Here is a 17,736-nt window from a genome sequence, read left to right as displayed (position 1 = left end):
TGTCGTATGACGTAGTAACACCAATGATCAACCGATCGTGGCGGCTGAAGCCGTTTATCAGCGCCAGGTGCCCTTGGTCGCGATGCAACCGGTCGCGCGGGTCACGTCGCGCCGCGCGCAACTGGCCCAGCCCGCACTTTCCTATCAATTATTATTGACTATTAACTATCAAGATATTTGGTGATTGGCGAGGTAGGGGGATTGGCCCGGCAAGAGGTGAGGTCAAAAAGCGCTAGGAGGGGGAGGGCTCGAGTGGCCTTGCCGCGTCGATCGGGCGCGGCAGGCCCAGGCGCAGGCGGCCCCGGGGCAGGTCGACGTCGCTGACACCGGGCAGGCGACGGTCCGGCTGGTCGCCGATGTCGCCCAGTCCTCGCAGGAGAACGCCGCGCCGGTGCTCCCTTGGTCGCTGACCGGTGGGAACAACCGCCGGTTCCGGTCGGTCAACAGCGGCAAGTGCCTCAACGTGCAGTACGGAGTCGGGCAGGGCAACGCCCTCATCCAGTACACCTGCTCGGCTGGCGGCGTCGACAACGACGTCTGGCTCACCGTGTGGGAAGCGCCCACCAGCCGCTGAGGCGCGTGTAGAGGTGTTGAGGTGCTTCTCCCGAGCCGAGGTTCGGGAGAAGCACCGCCCGGGGCGGTCACCGCGGCGGGCGCTGGTACCGGGTGAGGATGGCGGCGCCGATCTGCTCGGCGGAGACGCAGTTCAGGTACGTGGGGGAGTGGGTGGCGGGGAACAGGCGCTCACCCGCGCCGAGCGCGGTGGGGAAGACCAGCAGGCGGTACTCGTCGACCAGGTCCGCCGCCATCAGCGCGCGGACGACGCTCAGGCTCCCCGCGACGACCACGTCGCGCCGCTCCTGCTTGACGGTGTCGACCAGGTCGCCGGTGATGACCTCGGAGTTCGCCCACGCCGATGTGTCGGTGGGGGAGTGGGTGGCGATGAGCTTCGGCACGGCGTTCATCCGCTGGGAGAACTCGTCGTCGCGGGTCGGCCAGACGCCGGAGAACAGCTCCCAGGTCTTGCGGCCCAGCAGCAGGACCCCGTCGTCGAGGGTGCTGCCCAGGCGGAACTTGTCGCCGCCCGCGGTGTCCGGGCCGTGCCGGAACGCCCAGCCGCCCGCCGGTGTGCCGCCGCGGCCGTCGGGGTCGGTGACGATGCCGTCCAGGGTGGTGAACTCGATGACGATGACGCTCACGGTGGATCCCTCCGGTAGGTGTTCACCGGTACGTACCGGCGGCACCGCCCGAACTCATCGCGCCGAGTCGGAGAAGATTTCGCGCGGTAGGTCGAAGCCGTCGAGCACCGCCGGGTCGGCGAACACGACGTTGCGCGCGACCTGGCCGCTGACCACCGTGAACACCTGCACCGTGTGCAACCGGTACCGACCTTCGGCGGCGGGTGCGTACGCGGCCAGCGCCGGTTGACCGTTGGCGGTCAGGCCGCGGACCCGCCAGTCCGTCCCGCGCAGGTCGAAGACGCGACGCAGGAAGCGGCCGTAGTCGTCGGTACCCCGGTACCAGAGCGGAACCGGCGGCATCTCCAGCACGGCGTCTCTGGCCAGCAGCTCCACCAGGGCGGGCACGTCCGCGGTCTCGAACGCCCGCGCGTACCGGTCGATCACCGCGCGGACCTCGGGGTCATCCGGCTCGGTGACCGCCTCGACGTCCACCAGCACGGCGCGGGCCCGCTGTAGGGCGCTGTTGACCGCGGCGACCGTGGTGTCCAGCTGCGCGGCCACCTCGCTCGCACTGAACTCCAGGACCTCCCGGAGCACCAGCACGGCCCGCTGCCGCGCGGGCAGGGCCTGCATCGCCGCCACCAGCGCCAACCGCAGGTCTGCGCGGTGCCCGACGTCATAGCGGGCGTCGGGGAAGGGCTGGAGCCACGGCACGTCGATCGCGGGCGTGAGCGGCGCCCCGGGGTCGTCGCTCACCGCGCTCATCCCCGACGGCAACGGCCGCCGCGCCCGCCCTGCCAGCGCGGTGAGGCAGACGTTGGTGGCGATCCGGTACAGCCAGGTCCGCACCGAGGCCCGGGTGGCGTCGTAGCGGTCCCGCGCCTTCCAGGCCCGCAGCATCGTCTCCTGCACCAGGTCCTCGGCCTCGTGGCACGAGCCGACCATCCGGTAGCAGTAGGCCACCAGTTCGTTCCGGTGCGACTCCAGCTCCACGAGCACATCCTGCCGCACGACGCGCCTCGGCAGCGCACCGCGGACCAGCACCCCGGCGCTCCCCGGACGCCTGACCAGCCCCGTCCCAGGTTGCCGCTCCCCTCTCGACAGCCAAATCTAAATATCGACTATTCACTATCAAGATAATCGAGAGTGGTCCAACAGCAAAAGGTGACAGCTACCAGCGCAGAAACAAAAGCGCAAGGAGGGCAGGGCGACCAGCTCGTAGGTGGTCGCCCCACGTGCCGGCCGACCGACGTGAGCCCTAGAGGATCGCGTACGCGCGGACGGGGAAGGTGCCGAAGTCGATGACCGGGGCGGGGACGGCGTGGAAGCGGAAGCCGGAGGGCGGTAGCTGGTCCAGGCCGCGCAGGTGTTCCACGACCGGGATGTCCGCAGCGAGCAGCGCGGTGTGCACGGGGCGGTCGGGGGTGTGGGTGCCGTCGATGTTGAGGCTGTCGATGCCGACGAGCGCGGCGCCCTGCTCGACCAGCCACTCGGCCGCGTCGGCGGTGAGGTGCGGGTGGCCCGCGAAGTAGGCCTCCGTGCCCCAGTTGGCGTCCCAGCCGGTGTGGATGAGGACGGCGCGCCCGGCCACGTCGAAGGGGAGGAAGGCGTTGCGGTCGATCGAGCGCCTGCCGTCGCCCGCGACGCGGACCACGACGGCATCGAGGTCGGCGAGCCGGTCGAGGGGCAGGCCCGCGAGGTCGGTGCCGTCGGGGTAGCGGTGGAAGGGGCTGTCGACGTAGGTGCCGGTGTTGGCGACGATGGTGATCTTGCCGATGTGGAACTCGGTGCCGGGTGCGTAGATGACTCGGGAGGCCTCGCGGGTGAGGTGGTCGGAGATCTCGGGGCCGGGTACGCCGGGGTAGGTGGTCATGCCGTGGCGGATGGGGTGGCTGAGGTCGACCAGGCGTCGGTCGGGTGCGGTGGTCTCGATGCCCCGGGAGCCCTTGTGGGCTTCGGCGAGCATGCGGCGGTTCGTCACCGTGACGGTTCCGACCATGAGCAGGCCGAGGTGTCGGACGAGTGCGTCGGCGACGGTGTTGTCGTCGAGTTCGGGGCTGGGGGAGTCCAGGCGGAAGCCGCGTACGGACAGCGAGCCGCCGTTGCGGAAGGTCACGTCGGCGTCGAACTCGACGCGCCACTGCTGGGTTTCCGTCACGTGTCGGGACGCTAGCAGCGCGGCAGTCGGTGTGGCCGGATCTGACCCTCCACTCAAGACTGAGACCTGGCGCACTGTGACCCTGTAGTTGAGGTTGAGGGTTGGGGTTGACCTGTGGGTTTGGTGATCACGTTCCCCACACGGGGGTCTCAGGCCCGTCCCCGTACGCTGACCGCGTGGTTGCCCCCGCCGTTTCCCCCGAGCCGGAGATCGAGCGCGTCGAGGCCCCGGCCCGCCGCCGATGGCTGCCGGTGTCGTTGCGTTCACTGCTCGTGGCGGCCGCCGGTGCGTTGGTGTACTTGAGCGTGCCGCCGCGGGTGTTGTGGTGGTTGGCGCCGGTCGGGTTCGCCGTGTTGTGGTTCGTGTTGCACGGCAGGCGGGCGCGGGGGGCGTTCTGGTACGGGTTCGTGTTCGGTCTGGGGTTCATGGTTCCGCTGTTGGCCTGGACCGGGGTGTTCGTGGGTCCGGTGGCGTGGTTGCCGTTGAGCGGGCTTGAGGCGTTGTTGGTGGGGTTGCCGTGTGCGGCGATGGCGGTGACGTCGCGGTTGCGCGGTGGGGTGTTGTGGGCGGCGTTGTTGTGGGTGGCGGGTGAGTACCTGCGGTCGGTGTTCCCGTTCGGCGGGTTCCCGTGGGGGCGGGTGGCGTTCAGCCAGCCGGAGGGGCCGTTCTTGTTCTTGGCGGCGCTCGGGGGGACGCCGCTGATCGCGTTGGCGGTGGCGTTGTGCGGGTTCGGTTTGGGTGAGGTGGCGCGCCGGTCGGTGGCGCGGCGGGCCGGGGTGGATCGGGCGTGGCCGGTGGTGGCGGCGTTGGCCGCGGTGTTGCCGCTGGTGGCGGGGTTCTCGGCGCGTGCGGTGGTGGGGAGGGACGCGCAGGCGGGGGAGGTGGTGGTCGCGGCGGTGCAGGGCAATGTGCCGCGGGCGGGGTTGGATTTCAACGCCCAGCGGCGGGCTGTGCTGGACAACCACGTGAAGCGGACGAAGCAGTTGGCGGCGGACGTGCGCGCGGGGAAGGTGCCGCGTCCGGATCTGGTGTTGTGGCCGGAGAACGCCTCGGACATCGATCCGCTGCGGAACCGGGATGCCTACGAGGTGATCGATCAGGCGGCGCGGGACGTGGGTGTGCCGATCGCGGTGGGGTCGGTGTTGGTGGGGGATGACGGGCTGCCGCGGAACGTGGTGTTGCTGTGGGATCCGGTGCGGGGGCCGGTGGAGCAGTACACGAAGCGGCAGTTGCAGCCGTTCGGGGAGACGATGCCGTGGCGGGGGTTCTTCCGGTTGTTCACCTCGGCGGTGGACCGGGCGGGGCGGTTCGTGCCGGGGACGGATCCGAGTGTGTTCGCGATGGATCGGGCGCGGGTGGCGTTGGCGACGTGCTACGAGGTGGCGTTCGACGGTGTGGTGCGGGAGTCGGTGCTGAACGGGTCGAACCTGTTGGCGGTGCCGACGAACAACGCGACGTTCGGGCGTTCGGAGATGACGTACCAGCAGTTGGCGATGGACCGGGTGCGGGCGGTGGAGCACGGTCGCGCGGTGGTGGTGGCGGCGACGAGTGGTGTGTCGGCGATCGTGCGGCCGGATGGTTCGTTGGTGTCCAGTACGGACTTGTTCACCGCGGACGCGCTGGTCGAGCGCGTGCCGCTGCGGACGGCCACTACTATTGCGGACCGGTTGGGTGCCTGGCCCGAGTGGGTCATGGTCGCGGGGGCGCTGGTGGTGCTGGTCTTCGGGCTGGTGTCGGGTCGGCGTCGTCGTAGTGCTGCCCGGGTGGGGTCCGTGCCCGGTGCGGGTGACCTGGGTGTGCCCTCTGGGTTGACGGACTGACGCAGGACACGGATGGGCCGCGGGACCGCCGCGCTCGACGACGCGGTGTGCCGCACACCGACGGGGAGGATTCTCGGATGGACCAGGCGCTGGAACCGGTGCTTGTGGTGATCCCGACGTACAACGAGCGGGAGAACCTGGAGCCGATCATCGCGCGGTTGCACGCGGCGCTGCCCTCGGCCCACGTGCTGGTGGTCGATGACGGGAGCCCGGACGGTACCGGTGACCTGGCGGATGGGCTGGCGGCGGCGGATTCTCGGGTGAATGTGCTGCACCGGACGGAGAAGGCCGGTTTGGGTGCGGCGTACATCGCGGGGTTCTCGTGGGCGTTGGAGCGGGATTTCGCGGTGGTGGTGGAGATGGACGCGGATGGTTCGCACGCGCCGGAGGACCTGCCGCGGATGTTGGCGGCGTTGGGGGACGCGGACCTGGTTCTGGGGTCGCGGTATGTGCCGGGTGGTCGGGTGGTGAACTGGCCGAAGCGGCGGGAGTTCCTGTCGAAGGGCGGGAACCTGTACGCGCGGTTGGCGTTGGGTGCGAAGGTGAAGGACATCACCGGGGGGTACCGGGCGTTCCGGCGGGCGGTGTTGGAGAAGTTGAAGTTGGGGACGGTGGCCTCGCACGGGTACTGCTTCCAGATCGATCTGGCGTGGCGGACGATCGAGGCGGGGTTCACGGTGGTGGAGGTGCCGATCACGTTCGCGGAGCGTGAGCGGGGTGAGTCGAAGATGAGTGGGTCGATCGTGCGTGAGGCCTACATCCGGGTGACGAAGTGGGGTTTGCGTCGTCGGGGTACGCAGTTGTTGTCGCTGTTCAAGCGGTAGTTTTCGGGTTTCGGCATGGCCCACCCGGGTTCCGGGTGGGCTTTTTGTCGTTTGGCGGTGGCGGAGGCGGGTGAGGTAGGCCGTGGCCGATGGGGATGACGGCCCAGCAGGCGTAGGCCCAGTGGGTGAGGAAGGCGAGGGGGATGGAGGTGAGGAACCCGGCGAGCATGGCCCAGGTGTGGCCGGTGGCGTCGGCGGTGACGTCGGGTTGGGCGTCGGGGCGGTGGAGTTGGCGGAGCATGAGGAGCCAGGTGAGGCCGGAGAGGGCTTGGACGAGGGCGTAGGCGGTGAAGCGGGTTTCGAAGGCGCCGTCGCCGCTGAGGAGGCGGGTGGCGAAGGGGGTGAGGACCTGGGCGAAGAGCCAGAGGAGGTTGAGTCGGCCGAGGTGGGTGGTGATGGTGTCGACCTGGCGGAAGAGGGCGTGGTGGCTGGTCCGGTGGGCGGCGATGACGGCGAAGCTGACGGGGAAGGCGATGTATTCGTCGCGGTGTTCGGCGAGGGCGTGGAGGAGGTCGTGGTTGGTGTCGCCGTGGGGGAGGGGTAGTTCGAGGGCGAGAGGGTGATGGCGATGGCGACGACGGCGTCGGTGAGCAGGACGGTGCGTTCGGCTGGGATGCGGCTGTGTCGGGTGTCGTCGGTGGTCATGGTGGGCAAGGATGCTGGCCCGGGACGCGCGACGGCCGCCCGGCGGGGTGCCGGGCGGCCGTCGTGGGATGTGCGCGCTACGCCGTGCGGCTGCGCCGCCCGCGCAGCTCGGTGAGGCGTTCGGTGAGCAGGTCTTCCAGTTCGGAGATGGTGCGCCGCTCCAGGAGCATGTCCCAGTGGGTGCGCGGCGGCTTGACCTTCTTGGGCTCGGGGTCGGAGCCGTCGATCATCTTGGACTCGGTGCCGTGGAGCCTGCACTCCCAGGTGGGGGGGACCTCGGCGTCGTCGCTGAACGGCACCTCGAAGTCGTGGCCCTTCGGGCACGCGTAGGAAACCGTACGGCGGGGGGCGAGGTCGTGGTTGCGGTCAGTCTCGTAGCTGACCGCACCAAGCCTGCTACCACGGAGAACACGGTCGGCCATAGCGGTGTCCTTTCACTGGGCCCGCCGGGACGGGCCAGGGTGTTGCTTACCCAGAGCAACGAACGGAGCGGGAAAAGGATTCCCGTGCCGCGCGTCGCGGTCGCTCAGGGTGACATGCTTCACCCGTCAACAACAGCATCCTCTTTAGAGATGCCACGTCATCGGGATTGTGACGCGTCATCGCGGCAACGACTTCGACATCTCACCCACTCGGGGGATGCTATCGACAGAACAGCGGATCAGGCGAATGCGAGTGGGGCGGGGGTGCGGGTGGTGTCGGCGTGGTCGTCGGGGCGGGAGTGGTGTCGGCGGGGCGCCCGATAACGGACCGTAGCCGGTACGGTTGGCATGTCGGCGGGGTTTTCGTCACGGTGTGTGCCTGGTTGGTCGGTGTGCGTGTCGGTGGGGGTGGCGGTGTCGGCGATGAGGACTGTGTCACCTTCCCGGGTGACGTGGTTGTCCTGGGCGCGGGTGGGGTCTGCCTGCCGAGGCGCTCGAAGTTGACATTGTGTGACCGCGCACATCTCGCTGAGCCCGCGCGCGGAGCCGAGGGCCGGGGCTGTGGTCTTGGCTGCCGCGCTGCCCGGGTGGGTCCGCGGCGGGGCCGGGCCGTGCTTGGTCATCCGGTGGTCGCTCGCGCGTTCGGGCGAGCAGTACTGTCTTCGCCAGCGCGACCGAGGCGGGTCGCGCGCCTGTGCGCGAGGAGACCCGGTGGCGAAGTTGTATTTCTACTATTCGGCGATGAACGCCGGGAAGACCACGACATTGCTGCAGAGCGCGCACAACTACCACGAACGGTCGATGACGACGATCATCCTCACTCCCCGGGTGGACAACCGTGATGGGGAGGGTGTGGTGGCGTCCAGGATCGGACTGACCGCGAAAGGTCGCCTCTTCGACCCGGACACCGACCTGTTCTCGCTGGTCGAGGCGGCCGACGAACGGCCGCATTGCGTCTTGGTGGACGAGGCCCAGTTCCTCACCAGGGCGCAGGTGTGGCAGCTGACCGACATCGTCGACCGGCTCGACACCCCCGTGCTGACCTACGGGCTGCGAACCGATTTCCGCGGTGAACTGTTCGAGGGAAGTCAATACCTGCTGGCCTGGGCGGACGTCCTGGAAGAGATCAAGACCATCTGCCACACGGGCCGAAAGGCCACGATGGTGGTGCGCACGGACGACGACGGCAACGCCGTGACCGGTGGCCCGCAGATCGAAATCGGCGGCGAAGACCGCTACATCTCCGTGTCGCGCAGCGAGTTCAAGAACCTCACCCGCTTGGATCTGGGAAGTCCGCTGGAAGCGGGGTCGTCCGGTGTGCTGGTTGGTGGGGAGTTGTGAGGCTGCCGTCGTGATCGTTCGTCCTCCGGACTGCGCTGCGGCAGTGGCCGGAGAAGTCCCCTGTGTCCTGTCCGGACTGACCTGGCGCGTTCAGGCAGCGGGTGTCGCCGGTGAACTCGAGGGCACCTCTTACCCGGTGGCGCGGGGCGCGGCGGGGGTTTACAGCACGGCGGGTTCGGTGTTGCCCGCGGCGGCGATGGCGCGTCGGACGGGGACGAAGTACATGAGGATGAGGCCCGCGGCGAAGAACACGACCAGGGAGATGATGGCGTAGCGGTAGGAGCCGGTGGCGCTGGCCATGCCCGCGAAGAGCAGGGGGCCGAGCCAGGAGGTGGCGCGTTCGCCCATTTCGTAGACGGAGAAGTACTGGGCTTCTTTCCCGGCGGGGACCATCTGGCTGAACAGGGAGCGGGACAGGGCGTTGGTGCCGCCGAGGACGAGGCCGATGCCGCCTGCGAGCGTGTAGAACTGGATGGCCTGTCCGGCCTGGACGAAGTAGGCGAAGCCGATGACGACGACCCAGACGCCGAGGCTGATCATGATGGTTTTCTTGGCGCCGACGCGGCGGGCGAGGAGGCCGTGCAGTACTCCGCCGAAGAAGGCGACGAATTGGACGATGAGGATGGTGGTGATGAGGACGTCGGCCTCGAAGTGCAGTTCCTCGCTGCCGTACTGGGCGGAGACGTTGGCGACGGTGGAGATGCCGTCGGTGTAGAGCAGGTAGGTGCCGAGGAAGGCGAGGGTGAGGGGGTAGGCCTTGGCGTCGCGGAGGGTGGCGCGCAGTTCGCGGAAGCCGTCGGTGAGGACGGAGCCGCTGTGGTCGGTGGGGCGGGCGCTGGGGCCGCCGCCCGCGGGGAGTCGGCGCAGGGGGATGAGGGTGAAGGCGGCCCACCAGATGCCGGAGAGGACGAAGGCGATCTGGGCGGCGTTGCCCGCGGTGATGCCGAGGGGTTCGCGGGCGAGGTAGATGGCGAGCTGGATGGCCAGGGCGAGGCCGGAGCCGAGGTAGCCGAAGGCCCAGCCGCGGGCGGAGACGGCGTCGCGTTCGTCGGCGGTGGCGATCTCGTGCAGGAACGAGTAGTAGATGACGACCGAGGTGCCGTAGCCGATGTTGCCGAGGGTGAAGAGGATGACGCCGAGTTGCCAGTTGGTGCCGGAGACGGCGGCCATGGCGATGGTGGCCAGTGAGCCGCCGAAGGCGAAGGCGGCGAGCAGGGGTTTCTTGTTGGTGGAGCGGTCGGCGATGGCGCCCATGAGGGGCACGATGAGGACCTGGATGACGGTGGCCAGGGAGAGCAGGTAGCCCCAGAGGGAGCCGGCGGGGAAGTCGAGGCCGAGTGCGCTGATGTCGCAGTCGCGGAGTTTGTCGGTGTTGCCCGCGAGGTTGGCGGGGCAGGGGTTGGGGCCGTTGCGGGTGGTGTCGGCGGTGGCGGCGTTGGCGGCTATCTCGGTGAGGTAGAGGGAGCCGAACACGGTGGTGACCGAGGTGGGGAACACCGAGTTGGCCCAGTCGTACCAGCACCAGCCGCGCTGGGTGCGCACTCGTTGTGCGGTGTCCACCGTGCTCACGTACCGCCTCCGCCCGCCTGGTCGGCCTTGGTGGCGACTGTCACCGGGTCGCCGGTCACGCGGGAGACTACTGGGCGGTGGTCAGTGCGGGGCCGGTCGAGTCCAAACGTTCACTTGGTGCCGGTGGCGATGCCGGTGAGGGTGGTGAGGGCGAAGCCGCCGTCGGTGGTGGCGGTGTCGCGGACGCGGCTTTCGACGACGGAGGCGAGCAGGTCCCAGGTGACGCCGGCGTCGGTGGGGCGTTGGGCGCGGAGCAGGGCCAGGACGGTGTCGGCGTCGAGGGTGGTGGTGCCGCGCAGGGGGGTGACGGTGACGTCGGTGAAGTGGCGTTGGAGCCAGGCCTCGGCGTGGTCGAGGGGGAAGCGGGCGTCGGTGTCGAGGAAGGGGGGTGGGTCGGTGACGCCGCAGTCGCGGGCGGCGGTGGTCCAGAGGCCGCGGAGTTCGCGGCGGTCGCCGAGGGCGTTGGCGGCGATGACGACGCGTCCGCCGGGGGCCAGGACGCGGGCGAAGCCGGCGAGGGTGGTGTCGACGTCGTCGACGGCGGGGAGGCGGTGGGTGGCGACGATGGCGGCGACGGATCCGGTGCGCAGGGGGAGCGCTTCGGGGTCGGCGTGGGCGCCGGCGCGGGTGCCGGGGGCGGCGAGGGAGAGGACGTCGAGGTGGGCGGCGCGGAGGGCGCGGACGGTGTCGGGGTCGCCGCCGACCTCGATGACGGTGCCGGTGAGGCCGGTGAGGTGGGTGGCGATGGCGGCGGGGAGGTCCACGGTCGCGTCGGTGTCGTCGGGTGGGGTGTCGGGGTGTGGGCGTGTGCCGGTCGTCTCGCGGGTGTCGGTCACCGGGCAAGGATGCCTGGTCGGGGTGGTCTGGCGGGAGTACCTGACGCACAGGTCATAGGTCTGTTACCTGGCGGGCGGGTTCTTGTGTGGACGCGCGGTCAGGTGCGGGGCCAGGCGCCGCGGGCGGTGAGGACGTCTTTGAGTACCTGGGGGCGGTCGGTCATGAGGCCGTCGACGCCGAGGTCGAGGAGGTCGCGCATCTGGTCGGGGTCGTCGATGGTCCAGACGTGGATCTCGGCGCCGCGGCGGGTGGCGGCGCGGACGAGGGCGGCGTCGACGACGCGGAGGGGGCCGTGGTGGACGGGGACCTGGGCGACGAGGGGTCGGGGGGCGGGTCCGGCGAGTGCGGTGGGCAGGTGGCGGGTGGCCCAGAAGCCGACCATGGCGCGCATGCCCATGGAGGTGAGGACGCCGGGTCCGGCGAGTGCGCGGATGCGGGTGAGGCGGGCTTCGGAGAAGGAGGCGAGGCAGACGCGGTCGCGGGCGCCGGTGCGGCGTAGGACGTCGAGGACGGGTTCGATGGCGCTCGCGGCTTTGACGTCGATGTTGACGCGGGCGTCGGGGAGTTCTTCGAGGAGGTCTTCGAGGCGGGAGAGGGGTTCGTGGCCGTCGAGGCGGGCGCGGGAGACGGTGGTCCAGGGGAGGTGGGCGATGGTGCCGCGGGTGTCGGTGGTGCGGTCGAGGGTGTTGTCGTGGTGGACGACGACGACGCCGTCGCTGGTGGCGTGGACGTCGGTTTCGAGGTAGTGGAAGCCCTCGTCGGCGGCGCGGCGGAACGCGGAGAGGGAGTTCTCGGCGCTGGCGGGGCCGGTGTCGTCGTGGTGCCAGCCGCGGTGGACGAACGCGCGGGGGTGGGGTCCGTCGAAGAAGCCGTGGGTGAGGCGGTGGGGGTGGGGTGGCACGGGTTGAGTGTGCCTCAGCGGCGTGGCGTCGTGGTGCACCGCGGGTGTCGGGCTAGCGTCGGGCGCCATGGCCGAGCCCGTTGCCCCGATCGTGTCCCCGGTGTCGTTGTTGTCGCGGAAGGCGCGGCCGTGTGGGTGGTGTGGGGCGCAGTTGCCGGAGGAGGACCGGGCGGGGCGTCGGCGTCGGTATTGCGCGCAGTCGTGCAGGCAGCGGGCGTATGAGCGGCGGTCGGCGGTGCAGCGGGGTGGGTTGCCGGAGGACGCGGTGGTGTTGTCGACCGCGGAGGTGGCGGACCTGTTGGACCGGTTGTTCCAGTTGCGGTGCGCGGCGGAGGACGTGGTGACCGCCACACAGGACGGTGCGACCCTGGCTGAGCTGGGGGTTCTCGCGGAGCAGGTGCGGGTGTCGGCGAAAGGGCTCGAGCGCCTGCGCTGACGGGGAGCGGTCCACTACCCTACGTGCTCGTTCTCCGACAAGATCGGGTGATGGGACAGTTCTTGCGGCGGGCGGTGCCGGAGAAGGACGGTGCCGGCGGGCGTGGGTCGACAGGGACGGCGGCGGGTATGCGGCAGGCGGCGGAGCAGCGGACCGAGCTGGTGGAGGTGCTGTCGGCGACGGACACGGCGTTCGCGTTGACCGATGTCCGCGGGCACGTGCGCTGGTGCAACCCGGCGATGGCGGAGTTGTTGGGGTTGGCGCCGCAGCGGTGCGCGGGTCGGTCGTTGACGGCGTTGTTGGCGGGCGCGCCGGATGGGCCGGGCGAGGCGGACGTGGTGGTGTCGTTGCCGCTGGCGGACGGGTCGGGGCACCGGTGGGTGGAGATCCGTTGCACGCCGGCGCCGCGTGGGCAGTTGCTGTACCGGGTGGTTGACGTGTCGCGGTGGCGGGAGCGGGAGCTGGCCGAGGCGGGGTTGGGGGAGCGGCAGGACGAGTTGCTGCGGATGGTGGACGAGGACCCGTTGACGGGGTTGCCGAACCGGCGGGCGTTGACGCGGGAGTTGGAGCGGCAGTTGGCGTCGGGGGCGCGGGGGGCGTTCCTGCTGTTGGACCTGGACCACTTCAAGGACATCAACGACCTGCACGGTCATCCGACGGGGGATCGGGTGATGTGCGCGTTGGCGTCGTTGTTGCGGGATCGGATCGGTCATGGGCGGATCCTGGGGCGGTTGTCGGGGGACGAGTTCGCGGCGGTGTTGCCCGACACGGATGAGCGGGCGGCGGTGGCGGCGGCGGACCGGTTGCGGACGGCGATCGCGGCGATCCCGATGAGCGGGGTGGCGGGGGCGAGTCGGATCACGGTGAGTGTCGGGATCGCGACGTTCGACTCGGGGGTGAGCTGGCAGGAGGTGCTGGCGAACGCGGACATGGCGTTGTACGCGTCGAAGTCGGGTGGCCGCAACCGGGTGACGGTGTATGAGCAGGGGCATTACAAGGACACCGAGTTACGGGTGACGGTGATCGAGCGGGTGCGGGCGGCGTTGAAGGACGGCGGGTTCGCGTTGCACGCGATGCCGATGGTGAAGTTGGGCAGTGGTCGGGTCATCGGGCACGAGTTGCTGTTGCGGTTGGAGGACGGGCGGGAGCCGCGGTTGGGGCCGGGGGAGTTCCTGTTGGCGGCGGAGCGCAGCGACCTGGTGTTCGAGATCGACCGGTGGGTGGCGGACAAGGCGATCGAGACGTTGGTGGAGCACCCGTACCCGGGGTTGCGGTTCAACGTGAACGTGTCGGGTCGGACGTTGGAGGACGAGGACTTCGGCGGGTTCGTGCTGGACCGGTTGACGGCGGCGGGGGTGGCGCCGGGCCGGTTGGGGTTCGAGATCACCGAGACGGCGGCGGTGACGAACCTGGACGCGGCGCGGAGTCTGGCGCAGCAGCTGCGGGCCAGTGGTTGCCGGATCACGTTGGACGACTTCGGGTCGGGGTTCGGGTCGTTCGTGCACCTCAAGCAGTTGCCGATCACGGGGTTGAAGATCGACGGGGAGTTCATCCACGGGATCGATTACGGCAGTCGGGACACGGTGTTGGTGCAGGGCATCGTGGACATCGCGCGGGGTCTGGGGTTGTCGGTGGTGGCGGAGTGGGTGGAGCGGGCGACGCAGGTGGAGGCGTTGTCGCGGTTGGGGGTGCGGGTCGCGCAGGGGTTCCACCTGGGTGAGCCGGAGCCGTTGGAGGCGTTGTTGAGCAGGCCGCACGGGGTGTGGATGCGGCGTCCGACGGTGTTCGACGGTCCCGGCGGTGCCGCCGGTGCCTCTGGTTCCGGGGCGGCGACGTCGGTCTAGTCCGGCCCGGGCGGGTTCGGGGGCGGAGAATCCGGGCGGGGATGTCGAGGTGGTGTCCCCGGCTCCGTCATGGGGCCGTGCACACCCCGACCGGGGGTGGCCGAGCAAGGGGAGACCCGCCGTGAAGTACCTGCTGCTGATGCAGATCAACAACGCTGTGCTGGACGCGCTGACCGAGGCCGAGCGGGAGGTGGTGATGTCCGGGCACCAGGAGTTCATCCGGGCCATCACCGAGTCCGGGGAGATGATCTCCACCAACGCGCTCGGCGACCACTCCGCGACCGTGACCGTGGCGGGGCGCGGTGGTGAGCAGGTGGTGACCGATGGGCCGTTCGTGGAGGCGAAGGAGTACCTGGGCGGCTACTACCTGGTGGACGTGGAGAGCGGTGAGCGGGCGGTGGAGTTGGCCAGGATGATCCCGGACTCGCGGATCGACGGGTTGGCGGTGGAGGTGCGGCCGGTGATGTTCTCGGCGGGCCCGGACGTGTGAGCACGCCCGCGGTGGGCATCGGGGACCTGCTGCGCGGGTGCGCGCCGCGGGTCCTCGGTGTGCTCGTGCGCCACCACGGGCATTTCGACGCGTGCGAGGACGCCGTGCAGGAGGCGTTGTTGGCGGCGGCGACGCGGTGGCCGGTGGACGGGGTGCCGGACAACCCGACGGGCTGGTTGGTGACCGCGGCGGGCAGGCGGTTGACCGACCACTGGCGGTCGGAGAACGCGCGGCGGCGCCGCGAGGACGTGGTGGCCGCGCAGGCGCAGCTGCTGGTGCCGGGCGCGGACAGCGACCGGCCCGGTGACGTGGACGACACGCTGGACCTGCTGTTCCTGTGCTGCCACCCGGACTTGGCGGCGCCGTCGCGGGTCGCGTTGACGTTGCGGGCGGTGGGCGGGTTGACCACCGGCGAGATCGCGGCGGCGTTCCTGGTGCCGGAGGCGACGATGGCGCAGCGGATCAGCCGGGCGAAGGCGCGGTTGCGGGGCGCGGCGTTCCCCCGGGACGTGGACCCGGGGCGGGTGTCGGCGGTGCTGCGGGTGCTGTACCTGATCTTCACCGAGGGGCACACGGTGTCGGCGGGGCCGGAGTTGAACCGGCCGGACCTGACGGCGGAGGCGATCCGGTTGGCGCGGGCGGTGCGGGCGCGGCGGCCGGGTGACGGTGAGGTGGCGGGTCTGTTGGCGTTGATGCTGCTGGCCGACGCGCGCCGCGACACCCGCACGGGCCCGGGTGGGGTGTTGGTGCCGTTGGCGGAGCAGGACCGGTCGCGGTGGGACCGGGCGGCGATCGCGGAGGGGGTGGCGCTGGTGGAGGAGACGGTGTCGCGGGCGCCGCTGGGCCCGTACCAGGTGCAGTCGGCGATCGCGGCGATCCACGCGGAGGCGGCGGGGGACGCGGATACGGACTGGGCGCAGATCCTGGTGTTGTACGGGATCCTGGCGCGGATCGCGCCGAACCCGATGGTGTCGCTCAACCGGGCGGTGGCGGTGGCGAAGGTCGCGGGGCCGCGCGCGGGGTTGGCGGAGGTGGCGGCGTTGGCGGGGGACCGGCGGGTGGCCGGGCACCACCGGGTGGCGGCGGTGCGGGCGCACCTGCTGGAGCTGGCGGGTGACCTGGGGGAGGCGGTGGTGGAGTACCGGCGGGCGGCGCGGTTGACGTTGAGCGTGGCGGAGCGGCGGTACCTGGAGGCCAAGGCCGACCGGATCGGGTGACCCACCAGAATTGACAGCATGTTGTCGTAATGACAGGATATTGTCATGACGAACGAGAGCGTGAACACCGTCCACCTGGCCGTCTACGACATGCTGTCCGACTGGGAGACCGGGCACGCCACCGCCACCCTGCGCCACGGCATGGGGCAGCGGCGCCCCGGCAGCTTCACCGTCCGCACCGTCGGGCTCGACACCGAGCCCGTGACCACCATGGGTGGCGTGCGGATCGTGCCCGACCTGACCCTGGCCGAGCTGAGCCCCGCCGACAGCGCCATGCTGATCCTGCCCGGCTCCACCGGCTGGGACACCGGCGACGACCGCCACCCGCACTTCGCCCGCGCCGCCCGCACCTTCCTCGACGCGGGCGTGCCCGTCGCCGCCATCTGCGGCGCCACCGCAGGCCTGGCCCGCGAGGGACTGCTCGACGACCGCGACCACACCAGCGCCGCCGCCGAGTACCTCGCCTACACCGGCTACGCGGGCACCGGCCGCTACCGCGAGGCCGACGCCGTCACCGACCGCGACCTCATCACCGCGGGCCCCACCGACCCCGTCGCGTTCGCCCGCGAGATCCTCGCCCGCCTCGACGTCTACCGCCCCGAGGCCCTCGACGCCTGGTTCCGCCTCTACGCCCACAGCGACGCCGCCGCGTTCGCCGTCCTCGCCGGACAAGGCGCCGACGCGTGAGCGGCCCGTTACTGTCGCGGACCGCGCTGGCGGTGTTCCGGGCGCACGGCAGGCTGCTGGAGCTCTCCGAGGACATGGCCCGCCCCGTCGGGCTCACCGCCGCCCGCTGGCAGGTCCTCGGCGCCGTCCTGCGCGACCCGCTGCCCGTCTCCGGCGTGGCCCGCGCCATGGGCATGACCCGCCAAGGGGTGCAGCGCATCGCCGACCTGCTCGTCGAGCAGGGACTGGCCGCCTACCGGCCGAACCCGGCGCACCGGCGGGCCAAGCTGCTGGTCGCGACCGAGGCCGGGGTGGACGCGGTGCAGCGCGTCACCCCGGCCCACCGGGCCCTGGCCGCCGACCTCGCCGACCGGCTCGGCGACGAGCGGTTCGCCGAGATCGCCGCCGCCGTGGAGCGCCTCGCCGAGGCCCTCGACACCCTCGACACCACCACCCCGGCAGACTGAGCCCTCCCCAGCCGAGGAGTCCCACCCGTGCCGCCCCCGCCCCACCGGACCACACCCCCCGCCGACACCGTCGCCCGCCTGCGCGCCGCCGGGTGCGTCTTCGCCGAGGACGAGGCCGCCCTGCTCGTCGACGCCGCCCGCGACCCCGCCCACCTCGCGGACCTGGTGGCGCGCCGCGTCGCCGGGCTGCCCCTGGAACACCTGCTCGGCTGGGCCGGGTTCGCCGGACTCCGCGTCCAGGTCGACCCCGGGGTGTTCGTGCCGCGGCGGCGCACCGAGTTCCTCGCCGAGCACGCCGCCGCCCTCGCCGCGCCCGGCGCCGTCGTGGTCGACCTGTGCTGCGGGTGCGGCGCCGTCGCCGCCGCCGTGCGCGCCCGCGTCCCCGGCGTCGACCTGCACGCCGCCGACCTCGACCCGCGCGCGGTCGACTGCGCCCGCCGCAACCTGCCCGGCGCGGCCGTCCACCGCGGCGACCTGCTCGCCGCGCTGCCCGCCGAGCTGCGGGGGCGGGTGTCGGTGCTGGTCGCGAACGTGCCGTACGTGCCCACCGCCGCCATCGACCTCATGCCGCCCGAGGCCCGCGCGCACGAACCGCACACCGCCCTCGACGGCGGCGCCGACGGCCTCGACCTCCACCGCCGCCTCGCCGCCGAGGGCGCGCCGTGGCTGGCCCCCGGCGGGCACCTGCTCACCGAGACCAGCGCCGAACAGGCCCCCACCGCCGTCGCCGTTCTCGCCGCCGCCGGGCTCGACGCCCGCGCCGAACACGACCCCGACCGCGACGCCACCATCGTCCTGGGTCGCGCCCCCTGACCCGGTCTCGATCGGGTGGCTACCGGCCGGTGCGGGCCTAGGGCGCGCCGCGGCGGTGTAAGCCCGGGTCGGAGCGCCGCCGCAAGGGGACGGCGCCCGTCCGAG

At 71.2% G+C, this 17,736-nt stretch carries 20 protein-coding genes; 12 read left to right on the top strand and 8 right to left on the bottom strand.

Annotated features, from left to right (window positions below):
* Positions 1–37: 37 nt before the first annotated feature.
* The gene (locus CLV40_RS38590; protein WP_181043915.1) at positions 38–184 is read left to right on the top strand and encodes a hypothetical protein; all 147 of its coding nucleotides are present in this window, start codon (positions 38–40) and stop codon (positions 182–184) included.
* 207 nt (positions 185–391) lie between these two features.
* Positions 392–574 carry an RICIN domain-containing protein gene (locus tag CLV40_RS33935; RefSeq protein WP_104483111.1) on the top strand — a complete coding sequence of 61 codons (183 nt, stop codon included), beginning with the start codon at positions 392–394 and terminating at the stop codon, positions 572–574.
* A 67-nt stretch (positions 575–641) separates the two neighbouring features.
* Here the strand turns inward: CLV40_RS33935 and CLV40_RS33930 are convergent, their stop codons facing one another.
* The 3 genes from CLV40_RS33930 to CLV40_RS33920 form a co-directional block, all read right to left on the bottom strand.
* Positions 642–1,199 (bottom strand): dihydrofolate reductase family protein, encoded by a 558-nt coding sequence (locus CLV40_RS33930; RefSeq protein ID WP_104483110.1) that lies wholly within the window; start codon positions 1,197–1,199, stop codon positions 642–644.
* Positions 1,200–1,253: 54 nt separating this feature from the next.
* Positions 1,254–2,225: an RNA polymerase subunit sigma-70 gene (locus CLV40_RS33925; protein WP_245931747.1), complete on the bottom strand. Its 972-nt coding sequence runs from the start codon at positions 2,223–2,225 to the stop codon at positions 1,254–1,256.
* A gap of 214 nt (positions 2,226–2,439) precedes the next feature.
* Complete coding sequence (locus tag CLV40_RS33920) at positions 2,440–3,339, bottom strand: cyclase family protein (protein WP_104483109.1); 900 nt, start codon at positions 3,337–3,339, stop codon at positions 2,440–2,442.
* Between the two features lie 176 nt (positions 3,340–3,515).
* Between CLV40_RS33920 and lnt the strand changes: the two genes are divergently transcribed.
* Entirely contained in the window at positions 3,516–5,159 is a 1,644-nt protein-coding gene (lnt, locus tag CLV40_RS33915) for an apolipoprotein N-acyltransferase (protein WP_104483108.1), read from the top strand.
* Positions 5,160–5,236: 77 nt separating this feature from the next.
* The gene (locus tag CLV40_RS33910) at positions 5,237–5,983 is read left to right on the top strand and encodes a polyprenol monophosphomannose synthase (protein ID WP_104483107.1); all 747 of its coding nucleotides are present in this window, start codon (positions 5,237–5,239) and stop codon (positions 5,981–5,983) included.
* On the opposite strand, the gene CLV40_RS40955 is transcribed toward CLV40_RS33910, so the two are convergent.
* Positions 5,973–6,641 (bottom strand): TMEM175 family protein, encoded by a 669-nt coding sequence (locus CLV40_RS40955; protein WP_374066521.1) that lies wholly within the window; start codon positions 6,639–6,641, stop codon positions 5,973–5,975. The genes CLV40_RS33910 and CLV40_RS40955 overlap by 11 nt on opposite strands.
* A 64-nt stretch (positions 6,642–6,705) precedes the next feature.
* Positions 6,706–7,050, bottom strand: coding sequence for an RNA polymerase-binding protein RbpA (locus CLV40_RS33900; RefSeq protein ID WP_104483106.1), 345 nt, complete (start codon positions 7,048–7,050; stop codon positions 6,706–6,708).
* 567 nt (positions 7,051–7,617) lie between these two features.
* On the opposite strand from CLV40_RS33900, the gene CLV40_RS33895 reads away from it, so the two are divergent.
* Positions 7,618–8,391 (top strand): thymidine kinase, encoded by a 774-nt coding sequence (locus CLV40_RS33895; protein ID WP_219824187.1) that lies wholly within the window; start codon positions 7,618–7,620, stop codon positions 8,389–8,391.
* A gap of 159 nt (positions 8,392–8,550) precedes the next feature.
* Here CLV40_RS33895 and CLV40_RS33890 read toward each other — a convergent pair whose 3' ends face one another.
* The 3 genes from CLV40_RS33890 to CLV40_RS33880 form a co-directional block, all read right to left on the bottom strand.
* Positions 8,551–9,960: an MFS transporter gene (locus CLV40_RS33890; protein WP_104483104.1), complete on the bottom strand. Its 1,410-nt coding sequence runs from the start codon at positions 9,958–9,960 to the stop codon at positions 8,551–8,553.
* Positions 9,961–10,070: 110 nt separating this feature from the next.
* Positions 10,071–10,796, bottom strand: a complete 726-nt coding sequence (locus CLV40_RS33885) for a class I SAM-dependent methyltransferase (protein WP_146108375.1) — start codon at positions 10,794–10,796, stop codon at positions 10,071–10,073.
* Between the two features lie 98 nt (positions 10,797–10,894).
* A complete protein-coding gene (locus tag CLV40_RS33880) occupies positions 10,895–11,698 on the bottom strand; it encodes a glycerophosphodiester phosphodiesterase family protein (RefSeq protein WP_245931745.1) in 804 nt (267 codons plus the stop codon).
* Positions 11,699–11,765: 67 nt separating this feature from the next.
* Between CLV40_RS33880 and CLV40_RS33875 the strand changes: the two genes are divergently transcribed.
* The 7 genes from CLV40_RS33875 (at position 11,766) to CLV40_RS33845 (ending at position 17,631) form a co-directional block, all read left to right on the top strand.
* Positions 11,766–12,134 (top strand): hypothetical protein, encoded by a 369-nt coding sequence (locus CLV40_RS33875; protein ID WP_104483101.1) that lies wholly within the window; start codon positions 11,766–11,768, stop codon positions 12,132–12,134.
* Between the two features lie 50 nt (positions 12,135–12,184).
* Positions 12,185–13,978, top strand: a complete 1,794-nt coding sequence (locus tag CLV40_RS33870) for a putative bifunctional diguanylate cyclase/phosphodiesterase (RefSeq protein WP_245931744.1) — start codon at positions 12,185–12,187, stop codon at positions 13,976–13,978.
* Positions 13,979–14,099: 121 nt separating this feature from the next.
* On the top strand, positions 14,100–14,468 hold the full coding sequence (locus tag CLV40_RS33865; protein ID WP_104483100.1) for a YciI family protein: 369 nt from the start codon (positions 14,100–14,102) through the stop codon (positions 14,466–14,468).
* Positions 14,465–15,685, top strand: a complete 1,221-nt coding sequence (locus tag CLV40_RS33860) for an RNA polymerase sigma factor (RefSeq protein WP_245931743.1) — start codon at positions 14,465–14,467, stop codon at positions 15,683–15,685. The genes CLV40_RS33865 and CLV40_RS33860 overlap by 4 nt, the downstream gene beginning before the upstream one ends.
* A 45-nt stretch (positions 15,686–15,730) precedes the next feature.
* The gene (locus CLV40_RS33855; RefSeq protein WP_104483099.1) at positions 15,731–16,372 is read left to right on the top strand and encodes a DJ-1/PfpI family protein; all 642 of its coding nucleotides are present in this window, start codon (positions 15,731–15,733) and stop codon (positions 16,370–16,372) included.
* The gene (locus tag CLV40_RS33850) at positions 16,369–16,818 is read left to right on the top strand and encodes a MarR family winged helix-turn-helix transcriptional regulator (RefSeq protein WP_245931742.1); all 450 of its coding nucleotides are present in this window, start codon (positions 16,369–16,371) and stop codon (positions 16,816–16,818) included. Before CLV40_RS33855 ends, CLV40_RS33850 begins: the two co-directional genes overlap by 4 nt.
* 27 nt (positions 16,819–16,845) lie before the next feature.
* Complete coding sequence (locus CLV40_RS33845; RefSeq protein ID WP_104483098.1) at positions 16,846–17,631, top strand: putative protein N(5)-glutamine methyltransferase; 786 nt, start codon at positions 16,846–16,848, stop codon at positions 17,629–17,631.
* Positions 17,632–17,736: the final 105 nt, after the last annotated feature.

It is taken from the genome of Actinokineospora auranticolor, from assembly GCF_002934265.1.
In the GTDB taxonomy this organism is placed as follows: domain Bacteria; phylum Actinomycetota; class Actinomycetes; order Mycobacteriales; family Pseudonocardiaceae; genus Actinokineospora; species Actinokineospora auranticolor.
This window is presented reverse-complemented; position numbering and strand designations above follow the sequence as displayed.

Bases quoted from the DNA above. Each gene is read 5' to 3' on its own strand.
- CLV40_RS33910 (WP_104483107.1), top strand. From the start codon at position 5,237: ATGGACCAGGCGCTGGAACCGGTGCTTGTGGTGATCCCGACGTACAAC.
- CLV40_RS33900 (WP_104483106.1), bottom strand. From the start codon at position 7,050: ATGGCCGACCGTGTTCTCCGTGGTAGCAGGCTTGGTGCGGTCAGCTAC.
- CLV40_RS33875 (WP_104483101.1), top strand. From the start codon at position 11,766: ATGGCCGAGCCCGTTGCCCCGATCGTGTCCCCGGTGTCGTTGTTGTCG.
- CLV40_RS33870 (WP_245931744.1), top strand. From the start codon at position 12,185: ATGGGACAGTTCTTGCGGCGGGCGGTGCCGGAGAAGGACGGTGCCGGC.
- CLV40_RS33855 (WP_104483099.1), top strand. From the start codon at position 15,731: ATGACGAACGAGAGCGTGAACACCGTCCACCTGGCCGTCTACGACATG.